The organism is Pseudomonas sp. URMO17WK12:I12, assembly GCF_000514395.1.
Taxonomy (GTDB): domain Bacteria; phylum Pseudomonadota; class Gammaproteobacteria; order Pseudomonadales; family Pseudomonadaceae; genus Aquipseudomonas; species Aquipseudomonas mucoides.
Window position 1 is genome coordinate 37,373 of sequence record NZ_AZVV01000021.1, and the last position, 12,259, is coordinate 49,631.

General features: G+C 58.5%; 10 protein-coding genes and 2 tRNA genes. 1 reads left to right on the top strand and 11 read right to left on the bottom strand.

Going from position 1 to position 12,259, the window contains the following annotated elements; genetic code table 11:
* Positions 1–10 precede the first annotated feature (10 nt).
* The 3 genes from D882_RS0125955 to D882_RS0125965 all read right to left on the bottom strand — a co-directional run bounded on the left by D882_RS0125955 (position 11) and on the right by D882_RS0125965 (position 3,669).
* The gene (locus tag D882_RS0125955) at positions 11–1,252 is read right to left on the bottom strand and encodes a tyrosine-type recombinase/integrase (protein WP_027925943.1); all 1,242 of its coding nucleotides are present in this window, start codon (positions 1,250–1,252) and stop codon (positions 11–13) included.
* A 169-nt stretch (positions 1,253–1,421) separates the two neighbouring features.
* Positions 1,422–1,498, bottom strand: a tRNA-Met gene (locus tag D882_RS0125960).
* Positions 1,499–1,614: 116 nt separating this feature from the next.
* On the bottom strand, positions 1,615–3,669 hold the full coding sequence (locus D882_RS0125965) for a methyl-accepting chemotaxis protein (RefSeq protein ID WP_027925944.1): 2,055 nt from the start codon (positions 3,667–3,669) through the stop codon (positions 1,615–1,617).
* A 333-nt stretch (positions 3,670–4,002) separates the two neighbouring features.
* On the opposite strand from D882_RS0125965, the gene D882_RS0125970 reads away from it, so the two are divergent.
* Positions 4,003–5,220: an MFS transporter gene (locus D882_RS0125970; protein WP_027925945.1), complete on the top strand. Its 1,218-nt coding sequence runs from the start codon at positions 4,003–4,005 to the stop codon at positions 5,218–5,220.
* A 110-nt stretch (positions 5,221–5,330) separates the two neighbouring features.
* Here the strand turns inward: D882_RS0125970 and ychF are convergent, their stop codons facing one another.
* From ychF to D882_RS0126010, 8 genes are all read right to left on the bottom strand, one after another.
* A complete protein-coding gene (gene ychF / locus D882_RS0125975) occupies positions 5,331–6,431 on the bottom strand; it encodes a redox-regulated ATPase YchF (RefSeq protein WP_027925946.1) in 1,101 nt (366 codons plus the stop codon).
* 22 nt (positions 6,432–6,453) lie between these two features.
* Positions 6,454–7,038, bottom strand: coding sequence for an aminoacyl-tRNA hydrolase (pth, locus tag D882_RS0125980; protein WP_027925947.1), 585 nt, complete (start codon positions 7,036–7,038; stop codon positions 6,454–6,456).
* 170 nt (positions 7,039–7,208) lie between these two features.
* Positions 7,209–7,811, bottom strand: a complete 603-nt coding sequence (locus tag D882_RS0125985; RefSeq protein WP_027925948.1) for a 50S ribosomal protein L25/general stress protein Ctc — start codon at positions 7,809–7,811, stop codon at positions 7,209–7,211.
* A 141-nt stretch (positions 7,812–7,952) separates the two neighbouring features.
* Entirely contained in the window at positions 7,953–8,894 is a 942-nt protein-coding gene (locus tag D882_RS0125990) for a ribose-phosphate pyrophosphokinase (protein WP_003208392.1), read from the bottom strand.
* Between the two features lie 46 nt (positions 8,895–8,940).
* Positions 8,941–9,015 (bottom strand) — tRNA-Gln (locus D882_RS0125995).
* A 36-nt stretch (positions 9,016–9,051) separates the two neighbouring features.
* Positions 9,052–9,903, bottom strand: a complete 852-nt coding sequence (ispE, locus tag D882_RS0126000; protein ID WP_027925949.1) for a 4-(cytidine 5'-diphospho)-2-C-methyl-D-erythritol kinase — start codon at positions 9,901–9,903, stop codon at positions 9,052–9,054.
* 2 nt (positions 9,904–9,905) lie between these two features.
* The gene (gene lolB / locus D882_RS0126005) at positions 9,906–10,523 is read right to left on the bottom strand and encodes a lipoprotein insertase outer membrane protein LolB (protein ID WP_027925950.1); all 618 of its coding nucleotides are present in this window, start codon (positions 10,521–10,523) and stop codon (positions 9,906–9,908) included.
* Between the two features lie 4 nt (positions 10,524–10,527).
* Complete coding sequence (locus tag D882_RS0126010; RefSeq protein ID WP_027925951.1) at positions 10,528–12,252, bottom strand: tetratricopeptide repeat protein; 1,725 nt, start codon at positions 12,250–12,252, stop codon at positions 10,528–10,530.
* Positions 12,253–12,259 lie beyond the last annotated feature (7 nt).

Below are 12,259 nucleotides of genomic sequence, written 5' to 3' on the forward strand. Positions count from 1 at the left end.
AAGGCCCGCTTCAGGCCCTCTTGCCAAAGTCACCTTGGACGACCACGCCGCCTGCTAGTCCGTCGAGGTAGTTCGCATACCATTGCATCATCGTCGTGCGCTGCTGCAGGTACTGGGCCTTGTTGTAGACGCCAGCGACGCCAGGCTTTTTGTGCGAAAGCTGGGCCTCGACATGGTTCTCATCGAACCCGTTTTCGTTGAGCACCGTTGAGGCGATATGCCGGAAGCCATGCCCGGTTTGCCGCCCTTCGTATCCCATCCGACGCAATGCCATTAGGAACACCGTGTCGCTCCGCGGTTTGGTGTGATCGCTGCGACCCGGGAAAAGAAGGGGATAGCTGCCGGTGTATTGGCGCAACTCCTCCAGCGCCTCGATCGCCTGAGACGAAAGCGGAACCAGATGCTCAAGGCCTTTCTTACGACCTTTACGCTCGACAGGAATCGTCCAAATCTTCTTGGCAAAATCGAACTCTGACCACCGTGCCTCGCGCAACTCGCTGGGACGCACGGCGAAGAGGCTCAGCAGTCGCAGGCCGAGGCGCACGTCGTGGGCATGAGGGTAAGCTGCTATGGCGCGGATCAGGCCCGGCAGTTCATCCGGCGACACGTGGGCGTAATTCTCTGCCTTGCCTGACTGGAGGTATTTCTGAAGGCCTTCAAGCGGGTTATGGGTTGCGCGGCCGGTCACCCTGGCCAAGTCATAGACATCTCTGCAGTACGAGCGAACCCGGCTCATCTGCTCGAGGATTCCCTGCTGCTCCATCCCTCGAAGAAACTCCATCCATTCGAGCGGGGTGATGTCTGCATAGGGGCGCTTACCGAACACGGGGAAAACATGGCGCTCGAAGGCGCCCATGATCCGCTTCGACGTGCCTGCGTCCCAGTTGGTGAGTCGTGAGGTGTACCACTCCCTTGCCAGCGGCTCGAATGTCTCGCCGGCAGTGTCCCTTTCTGCTTTTTTGCGTGCCTGCTTCGTGACGATCGGGTTCTTGCCATCAGCAGCATCGGCGCGAAGTTCGGCAGCTTTCTGCCTGGCCACCGATCCACTCACCTCTGGGTAACCGCCCAGCCCAAGCCATGACCATTTCCCATCGGGCTTCTTGTATCGAAGCTGCCAGGACTTCTGACCGTCAGTTTTCACGCGGAAATAAAGGCTGTTCCCATCGAGCTCGCGATATTCCTTGGTGTCAGGCTCTAGCCCGGCCAACGCGGTGTCGGAGAGGGGGCGGCGCTTGATCTCTGAACGCTTCATCTGACCTGTATCCCTTCGGTTCAATTATTTGTCGAGGATACACAGTGGGATACAAGGAGGGAAGGTATAGGGGGATACAAGGAGGGACAGCCAGAAACAAGAAAGCCCGCACGAGGCGGGCTTCTTGTTTTGATTTATAGACATCCTGAGACATCTGTAAATCGGTACTTGGTGGCTACACAGGGACTTGAACCCCGGACCCCAGCATTATGAATGCTATGCTCTAACCAACTGAGCTATGTAGCCAAGTGGCGCGCATTATTGGCTTGGAACGATGATGTGTCAAGCGTAAATCTAAAATATTTCTCTACGCTTTCAACTGCTTATCCTCCTGACCCGAAAAATCGGGCCGGCGGAGGGCGTCAACTGAGCTGAAATCTCCCGGTATTCGCGCTCAGGGCCTTGCTGCCCTGGCTCAAGGTGTCGGCCGCCAGGTTCACCGCCCGTGCGCCTTCCAGCAACCTGACCGCCGCCTGATCGACTTGCTGAATGTTGCCGCTGACTTCATCGGCGGTGCTGGCCTGTTCTTCCACGGCGGTCGCGATGTGCGCCAGGGTGTCGGTCACGCCTTGCACCGCGAGGGCAATTTCCCCCAGGCGTTCGCCCAGGCCGGTGACCGATTGCGCGTCACTTTGCGCCTGGCTACAGGCCGCTTCCATCAGGCTGACCGCTTCGTTCACGGTGTTGCGCAGGCTGTCGACCGTGCCGGCAATTTGCGCGGTGGAGGACTGGGTGCGTTGCGACAGGCTGCGGACTTCATCGGCCACCACGGCAAAACCGCGACCTTGTTCACCCGCCCGAGCCGCTTCGATAGCTGCGTTGAGCGCCAACAGGTTGGTTTGCTCGGCGACTCCGCGAATAGTGTCGACCACCAGCTGAATCTGTTGCCCTTGCTCACTGACCCGACCTAGCGCCGCGGCAGTGTCGTTCAAGCGCTGATTGAGCTGCTGAATGCTCGCCGTGGTGCGCTGACTGTCTCGGCTGCTGTCGGCGGCAATGCGCTGGGTGTGCTGAGCGCTGCCTGAGGCCTGTTCGCAACTCTGGGCGACCCCTTGAGAGGTCGCCGCCAGTTGCGTGGCCGCCGCGGCGATCTGGCTGATTTGCAATTGTTGCGCTTCGACTTCGCCGAGGGCGCCGCTGGAGTGATGGTTGAGCGTGCGCACCGCGTTGCTCACTTGCAAGGTTTCGTGATCGACCCCTTGCAAGCTGTTACGCAGTTGCACCACGGCAACGTTCAGGGCGGTGCTGATGGCCGCCAGTTCGTCACGGCCCTGCACGGGGGCTTGCAGGCTCAGATTGCCGTCACGCAGGGCTTCGGCCAACAGCGTGATACCACTGGCGCTGCGCCGGATCGAGGCTTGCAGACAGACGAATAGGTACAGTGCGGCCAGCAGCAGGCAGCCAAAGATCGACGCCACCAAAATGAACTGGCGAATCGCCGAGTCGTGGTAGTAATCCAGGCGCTGATCCAGCGACATCAACGATTGCTGACGCAGGGCGGCAAGGTCGCTGAGCAGGGCGTCGAGGTTGCGTTCGAATTCTTCCGGCTTGAGGCTGATGCTGCCGCCGAACACGCCGTCATCCAGCACCTTCAGGCTCGCGTCGAGGTGTTTGAGGTTGTCATGGTATTGCCCGGCCCAACTTTGCAACGCACTGGGCAGGCGCGCTTCCAGGAGCGTGGCGGTTTTTACCAGTTGCTCCCGGGCATCGCCGATACGGCTGCGCAAGTCACGCAATTGCAGGCGACTTTGCAGGGTGAACTGGCCCGATACCACGGACGCTTGGCCGACGGCGGCCAGGCGACCGACGCGTTCAATCAGGTCTGGCGCGTGCTGGGTGGAAATCTGCGTCAGCAAATAGGTTTCCAGCCAGGGCGCCAGTGTCAGTCGATTGTCCATGGCGATCTGTTCGCGCAGGGCTTGCAAGGCGCTCAAGGCATTGGTGAAACGGTCGTAACCGTCCGGCCACCAGCCAACGCCGCTGAGGCTTTTCGAGTCCAGGCCATTGAGGGCGGCTTGCAGGGCTTGATAACGGGTCAGCGTTTCGCCCTCGGCGCCTTCGACTTTCAGCGCATTGCCGAGGTCTGAGGTGGCTTGCGCGACGGCAGGCTGCACCGCATCAAATGCACCCATCGCGGCGAGGGTCGCTGGCGTCGGCTGGCGATTGGTTTCCGTGGCACGCCAGCGAGCCGCGCGATCACGCTGGGCGGCGAGCAGGTTATCCAGAGCATCCAGAGCGAGCAACTGCCTGACCCCGGCACGTTCGCCGGAGATGAGGCTGAGTTTGGCGCGATAATCCTGACCGATCATCAACAGGCTGCCGGCCAGCGGCAGGATAAACAGCAGAAACAACAGCTGAAATTTGCGTGCGAAGCCAAAACGCCCCAGCAAACCGATCCCCGGTGATAAAAACGACATGCCCCATGACTCCTCTGGACACCACGCACCATCGGCGTGCGTCGAGGCCGTTGCGACCGCGACTTGTGCCCTTTTAAAAGGCCTCGAAAGTTCACCCTCGCCAGCTCTGTAGGCCGACTCTGTAGCGAAACTTCCCATTCTCGGTCCCCTTTGTAAGGGGCCCGCGTTGAAGGTGTTAAACAAGGCAAGATTCAGACCATGGCGTTGCGCTATCACCTGTCGGGCGATGAAAGATTAGTTCGTTAGCTGGCTAAGGGGATGGCGCTCTTGCACCGAAAAATGGCACATTGACGCACCTGCCTGCGTGCACCCATCCGCTGTACGGAAATTCTCATGGCTATCAGCAACGCTCAGACCGGCGCGACGTCGGCACCCGCGACTCCACAAAGCAGCCCGTTGGTCATGCGCATCATCGGCGCGGTGGCGCTGGCGCACCTGATCAACGACCTGATCCAATCGGTGCTGCCGTCGATTTATCCGATGCTCAAGGCCAACTATGGCCTGACCTTTACCCAGGTCGGCCTGATCACGCTGACCTTTCAACTGACCGCTTCGCTGTTGCAGCCGTGGGTCGGTTACTACACTGACAGACATCCAAAACCCTGGCTGCTTCCCGCCGGGACGGTGTGTACGCTGATCGGCATTGTGATGATGTCGATGGTTGGCACCTTTCCGTTGATTCTGTTGGCGGCGGGGCTGATCGGTATCGGTTCGTCGACCTTTCACCCGGAGGCCTCTCGAGTGGCGCGACTGGCCTCGGGCGGGCGATTTGGCTTGGCGCAATCGACCTTTCAGGTCGGCGGCAATGCCGGGTCGGCGTTCGGGCCGTTGCTCGCGGCCGCGATCATCATCCCGTACGGTCAGGGCAATGTGGCCTGGTTCGGGCTCTTCGCTGTGTTCGCGCTGTTCGTGCTCTACCGGATCAGCCGCTGGTACGCCAATCACTTGAACCTGTTCAAACTCAAGCAAGGCCAGGCGGCGACTCACGGTTTGTCGAAGGGCAGGGTGATCAGTGCGCTGGTGGTGCTCGGGATGCTGGTGTTCTCCAAGTACTTCTACATGTCCAGCCTCACCAGTTACTTCACGTTCTACCTGATCGAGAAGTTCGACCTGTCGGTGGCCAGTTCGCAGCTGCACCTGTTCCTGTTTCTGGGGGCGGTCGCGGCGGGGACGTTCTTCGGTGGGCCGATCGGCGACAAGATCGGGCGTAAGGCGGTGATCTGGTTCTCGATTCTCGGCGTGGCTCCGTTCACGTTGCTGCTGCCGCATGTCGACCTGTTCTGGACCAGCGTCCTGAGCGTGATTATCGGCTTCATCCTGGCTTCGGCGTTTTCTGCGATTGTGGTGTACGCGCAGGAATTGGTGCCGGGCAATGTCGGGATGATTGCCGGGGTGTTCTTCGGCTTGATGTTTGGTTTCGGCGGGATTGGTGCGGCGTTGCTGGGGCATCTGGCGGATGTGCACGGCATTGAATACGTGTACTTCCTGTGCTCGTTCCTGCCGTTGTTGGGTGTGTTGGCGATCTTCCTGCCAAGAACCAAAAAGGCCTGATCCCACACACTCCTGCACTGGATTGTTGGTGTGGCGAGGGATTTATTTCAGGTACAAAAAAGCCGCGTGTCAAACGCGGCTTTTTCTTGGGCGGTGTCTCGTCAAATAACTTAGACGTTGAAGCGGAAGTGCATTACGTCGCCGTCTTTAACGATGTAATCCTTGCCTTCCAGACGCCATTTGCCGGCTTCTTTGGTGCCGGCTTCGCCCTTGTACTGGATGAAGTCGTCGTACGCGATGACTTCGGCGCGGATGAAGCCTTTTTCGAAGTCGGTGTGGATCACGCCAGCGGCTTGTGGTGCGGTGGCACCGACGCGGACGGTCCAGGCGCGGACTTCTTCGACACCGGCGGTGAAGTAGGTCTGCAGGTGCAGCATCTCGTAGCCAGCGCGGATCACGCGGTTCAGGCCAGGCTCTTCCAGGCCCAGGGCTTCGAGGAACATGTCTTTCTCTTCGCCGTCTTCCAGTTCGGCGATTTCGGCTTCGATCTTGTTGCAGACCGGAACCACCATGGCGCCTTCTTCGTCGGCGATGGCCTTGACGATGTCCAGCAGCGGGTTGTTCTCGAAACCGTCTTCAGCGACGTTGGCGATGTACATGACCGGCTTGGTGGTCAGCAGGTGGAAGCCACGAATCACTGCCTTGTCGTCGGCGCCCATGTTCTTCATCAGGGTGCGCGCAGGCTTGCCGAGGGTGAAGTGAGCGATCAGTTGCTCCAGCAGACCTTTCTGGACCACGGCGTCCTTGTCGCCACCCTTGGCGTTACGGGCGACTTTCTGCAGTTGCTTTTCGCAGCTGTCGAGGTCGGCGAAAATCAGTTCCAGGTCGATGATCTCGATGTCGCGTTTCGGGTCGACGCTGTTGGAGACGTGAATCACGTTCTCGTCTTCGAAGCAGCGGACCACGTGGGCGATGGCATCGGTTTCACGGATGTTGGCGAGGAACTTGTTGCCCAGGCCTTCACCTTTCGACGCGCCGGCAACGAGGCCTGCGATGTCGACGAATTCCATGGTGGTCGGCAGGATGCGCTTTGGATTGACGATGGCCGCCAGGGCTTCCAGACGTGGATCCGGCATCGGCACGATACCGGTGTTCGGCTCGATGGTGCAGAAGGGGAAGTTCTCGGCCGCGATCCCGGATTTGGTCAGGGCGTTGAATAGGGTGGACTTACCGACGTTAGGCAGGCCGACGATGCCGCAATTGAATCCCATGGTGTTTTCCCCGAGGAGTGAGTCAGGCCTTCTGGCTGTGCAGGTTTTTCATCGCGCGGTTCCATTCACCGGCGAGGATATCCGGCAGCACGCCGAGGGCAAAGTCGATGCTGGCATCGAGTTTTTCCTGTTCGGCGCGTGGCGCACGACCCAGGACGAAATTTGAAACCATACTGGCAACGCCCGGGTGGCCAATGCCAAGCCGCAAGCGGTGAAAGGTATTCTGGTTGCCCAGTTGCGCAATGATGTCGCGCAACCCGTTGTGGCCGCCATGGCCGCCGCCCTGCTTGAGCTTGGCAACGCCCGGAGGCAGATCGAGTTCGTCGTGCGCCACGAGGATTTCTTCAGGCTTGATGCGGAAGAAGCCTGCCAGAGCTGCTACGGCCTGGCCGCTACGGTTCATGTACGTGGTGGGAATCAGCAGACGAACATCCTGATCCAGATGCGAAAAGCGCCCGGTCAGGCCAAAATATTTGCGATCGGCGACAAGGTTGACCCCTTGTGCGTTCGCGATACGCTCAACAAAAAGGGCCCCTGCGTTATGCCGGGTCTGTTCGTATTCAGCGCCTGGATTTCCCAGGCCAACGATCAGTTTAATGGCAGTCACGATAGGGGCCCTTCCTTGGAGTGGTGGATAACATCGCCGCAATCAGTGTGTGCGGCGAAAGTGGACGAAAATTGCTCATTTACCATTCAGTAAACTTCGCGTTCTCGCCCGCTCTCTCGCTACGTTCCAGTCCGCGATGTTACTAGATCACTCCGGCTTCACAGAGTGAATTACTCTGCTGCGCCTTCTTCAGTAGCTTCTGGAGCAACACGTGGGGCGTGGACGTTGGCAACAGCCTTGTCATCACCGTGTGCCAGAGCAACAAACTCAACGCCTTTAGGGGCTTTGAGGTCGGACAAGTGAATGATCGAGCCGACTTCGGCGTTAGCCAGGTCAACTTCGATGAATTCAGGCAGGTCTTTTGGCAGGCAGGTCACTTCGATTTCGGAAACAACGTGCGAAACTTCGCCGCCTTTCTTGATCGGAGCTTCTTCACCAACAAAGTGTACAGGCACGATAGCGGTCAGTTTCTGGCCAGCGACTACGCGTACGAAGTCAGCGTGCAGCACGTGGCCTTTAGCCGGGTGACGCTGCAGTGCTTTGATGATTACATTTTGCTTGGTGCCGCCAACGTTCAGCTCGATGATGTGGCTGTAAGCCGCTTCGTTTTCGAGCAGTTTGGCAACTTCTTTAGCCAGCATGCTGATGGATTCAGGGGCTTTTTCGCCACCGTAAACTACAGCTGGTACCAGGCTTGCGAGACGACGCAGGCGGCGGCTCGCACCTTTCCCCAGGTCGGAACGCACTTCAGCATTCAGAGTAAAATCGTTCATGTTGTATCTCCAAAATAACCACATTCGCCCCAGCGTTTGCGACCAGCGCTAAAGGCGATATGGGCAAAAAAGCCCCGCCCCGACAGGAATGCCGGGGCGGGGCGCTTTTCGTCAACGAGACATTCGAGAAGGGCAGGGCCCTTAGCGGAACATCGCGCTGATCGATTCTTCATTGCTGATGCGGCGGACCGCCTCGGCAACTACCGGCGCGATATCCAGTTGACGGATACGCGAGCAGGCTTGTGCAGCTGCGGACAACGGGATGGTGTTAGTCACCACCAGTTCATCCAGCATGGAATTTTCGATGTTTTCGATCGCCCGACCGGACAGCACAGGGTGTGTGCAGTAGGCGAAAACCTTGGCAGCGCCATGCTCTTTCAAAGCCTTTGCCGCGTGGCACAGAGTGCCGGCGGTATCGACCATGTCATCGACCAGAATACAGGTACGCCCTTCGACATCACCGATGATATGCATCACTTCAGAGTGATTGGCTTTCTCACGGCGTTTGTCGATGATCCCGAGATCCACGCCCAGGGATTTGGCGACAGCACGTGCACGCACGACGCCACCAATGTCCGGGGACACGATCATCAGGTTTTCGAAGCGCTGATCTTCAATGTCATCCACCAATACAGGGGAGCCGTAGATGTTATCTACCGGAATATCGAAGAAACCCTGGATTTGGTCAGCATGCAGATCAACCGTGAGAACACGGTCGATGCCGACTACGGTAAGCATGTCAGCAACGACTTTCGCGCTGATAGCCACACGTGCGGAACGCGGACGGCGATCCTGACGGGCATAACCAAAGTAAGGAATAACAGCAGTGATACGAGTAGCTGAGGAGCGGCGGAAGGCATCAGCCATCACTACCAGTTCCATCAGGTTATCGTTGGTCGGAGCGCAAGTCGGCTGAATAATGAAGACATCTTTACCGCGGACGTTTTCATTGATCTCGGCTGTAATTTCGCCGTCGGAAAATTTACCGACAGAGATGTCACCGAGAGGGATATGCAGCTGACGTACGACACGTCGAGCCAGATCGGGGTTGGCGTTCCCCGTAAAGACCATCATCTTGGACACGCGCAGTACCTGAAGGCTGAGGGTAACCTGGATGAGTATAGGAAAATGGCAGGGGCGGCTGGATTCGAACCAACGCATGGCAGGATCAAAACCTGCTGCCTTACCGCTTGGCGACGCCCCTGTATCTGTTGCAACGATTACCCAGTAATCGGTTCCTTTAGAGCAGACTTTGCAGCTTGCGATGCAACATCGAAACGTTGCTTCCTTTTGCTACAAACCCTGTAAGGGTCTCTGTAAGAAGGGCCGAGACTTTATCAGCTTCAGCTTTGCTTGGGAAGCCCCCAAACACACAACTTCCAGTGCCAGTGAGTTTTGCTTCGGTAAATTTACCTAACAAATTCAATGCGTTACGTACCTCTGGATAACGCCTTGCTACTACTGGCAAGCAGTCATTACGACTGTTTCCCTTGGGAACGGGGCGCACTTTAATGGGAGGAGAGTTACGTGTCAACAGCGGATCGGAAAAAATTTCTGCTGTACTTACAGATACTTGCGGTACCAGCACGACATACCACGGTTCTTCGGGGGTTACGGGGGTCAGTTTCTCCCCTACGCCTTCGGCAAAAGCGGCGTGGCCACGCACGAAAACCGGAACGTCAGCGCCCAGCTTCAGGCCCAGCGCGGCCAGTCGATCCTCGTCCCAGCCCAATTGCCAGAGATGATTCAGACCCAGCAATGTGGTCGCGGCATTGGAGCTGCCGCCGCCGATGCCGCCGCCCATGGGCAGGATTTTTTCGATCCAGATATCAATGCCGAGTGCGCAACCGGATTGCGCCTGCAGTTGCTTCGCAGCCTTGACGATCAGATTGCTGTCGTGCGGAACGCCGTCGAATTCGGTGTGCAACTGGATCACGCCGTCGTCACGCACGGCGAAGGTGATTTCATCGCCGTAATCGAGGAACTGAAAAATCGTCTGCAACTCGTGGTAGCCGTCTTCACGGCGACCGAGGATGTGCAGCATCAGATTGAGTTTGGCCGGCGAGGGCAGCGTCAAGCGGGGAGCGGTCATGTTCACTGCCCCAGCTTGCGTGGTTGCCATTCCTTGATCACCAGCGTGACATCAAGGTCGGTGCCGTGCAGCTTGATCTTTTCAGGCAGCCAGAAACCGTTTTGTTGCGTGTAACTGGTGTATTCGACCTGCCAGCCGTCTTGTTCGAGGCTGGCCAGGCGGCTGTCGGCATCCAGGTTCAGCTTGCTTTTGCTGTCTGGCGCCGGGAGCCCGCGGACCCACCAGGCCAGATTCGATACTGGCAATTTCCAGCCCAGTTGCTCTTCGAGCAGGATTTCCGGGTTCGGTGCGTCAAAGCGTCCCTGATTGGCCACTTCCAGCGAAACCTTGCCAGGTCGGCCGGTCAGGCGTGCGGCGCCGCGACCCAGCGGGCCGGACAGGCGGATATCGTAGTAATCCTGACGTTGCAGCCAGAACAACGTACCGCTGCCCGAATCCTTGGGCGCGCGGATGCCGATCTTGCCGTTGATCTGCCAGCCGTCGAGGGCGGTCAATTGCTGCTTGTGTTCACGCCATTGGGCCGGGTTGCCGTGGCCTTCGACGGATTCGCGAGCGCCGAAGCCCGCGCAACCGGCGAGCAGGGCGATAAAACTGAAAACAATGAAGTGGCGCAAAAACATAATCTTAAAGAGTCTCTGATCCGGTCAGGCGCTTGATGGTGCCGCGCAGGGTAGGGCTGTCAGGTTGTTCCTTGAGGAATTTGCCCCAGACTTGTTTGGCTTCGCGCTGTTTGCCATTGGCCCACAGCACTTCACCCAAGTGGGCGGCCACTTCCTGGTCGGGGAAGCGCTCCAGTGCCTGGCGCAGATAGCGCTCGGCTTCATCGAGGTTACCCAGGCGGAAGTTCACCCAGCCGAGGCTGTCGAGTACCGCCGGGTCTTCCGGATTGATCTGGTGAGCCTGTTCGATCAAAGCCTTGGCTTCGACATAGCGCGTGGTGCGGTCAGATAGCGTGTAGCCAAGCGCGTTGAGTGCCATGGCGTTGTCCGGGTCGCGCTTGATGATCAGGCGCAGGTCTTTTTCCATCTGCGCCAGGTCGTTGCGTTTTTCCGCTTGCATGGCGCGGGTGTACAGCAGGTTCAGATCGTCCGGGTACTGCTGCAAGGCTTTGTCCAAGACAGCCCAGGCCTTGTCGCCCTGATTGTTGGCGGACAGGGTTTCGGCTTCGATCAGGTACAGCTGAATCGCGTAATCCGGCTGCTCGTCGCGCTCGGCGGCCAAGCGGCGTTGGGCTTCGGCGGTCTTGCCGTTGTTGATCAGAATGTCGGTCTGACGCAGTTGGGCCGGCAGGTAGTCGTTACCCGGCCCGACTTTGGCGTACTCGATCAGCGCACCTTGAGGATCGTTGCGCTCTTCGGCGATGCGGCCGAGGTTCAGGTGAGCCGAGTCAACGTGGCTTTCACGGGCGATCAGGTCTTCAAGCAGGCTCTTGGCCTCGTCCCAGTCCTTGGCTTCCAGGCAGACCAGTGCCAGCGAGTAGCGCAGCTCGTCGTCTTCCGGGTATTGCTGAACCAGGCTGGCAAACTCGGCTTTGGCGTCTGTTATGCGGTCCTGCTCAACCAGCATCCGCGCGTAAGTCAGGCGCAGGCGCTTGTCGTCCGGGTACTTCTTGATGCTTTTTTGCAGCAGCGGCAAGGCTTCGTCGCCACGGTTGAGCACTTGCAGCAGGCGCGCGCGCAACAGGATCGGGGCGATTTCGCCTTCGTCTGGCGGATTGTCTTCCAGCAGGGTCAGCGCACCTTTGGCGTCGCCGTCCTGTTGCATCAACAGGGCCTTGCCAAAAATCAGCTGGCTGTTTTTCGGATGGCGCTGCAACAAGCGGTCGAAACTTTTCATCAAACCGTTGCGCGTGTCCTGATCGGTATCGGCGGCGGACAGGGCAAGGAAGTCGAAATGCGTGTCGCCTTTGCCTTGCAGGACTTTTTCCATGTAGACCATGGAGTCGTCATAACGACCGGCGCGAGCCAGTTGCACGGCCGCTGCGCGTTGCGCTTCGAGGTCGTTCGGGGCGTTTTTTGCCCAGATCAGCGCGGTGTCCAGGGCGGCCTGATCGGCGCCCAGGTACTCGGCAATGCGAAATGCCCGCTCGGAGATGCCCGGATCCTGGGTGTTGATGGCCTGGGTCACGTAGTTGTCCAGCGCAATGTCGAAACGATTGCGTTGGCCAGCCAGTTCGGCACTCAACAGGCTGAAGATGGTTTCTTCGCTGAATGAGCTGTAAACCTTGGGCTTTTCAGGGGCCGGAGTGCTGTCTTCAACCGGCGACGTACCGTCCGGCGACGAGGGTGCCAAGGCCTGGCAGCCGCTGAGGAAGACAAAAGCGAGGAGCAACGCGGAAGATCTATTCATATAGGAA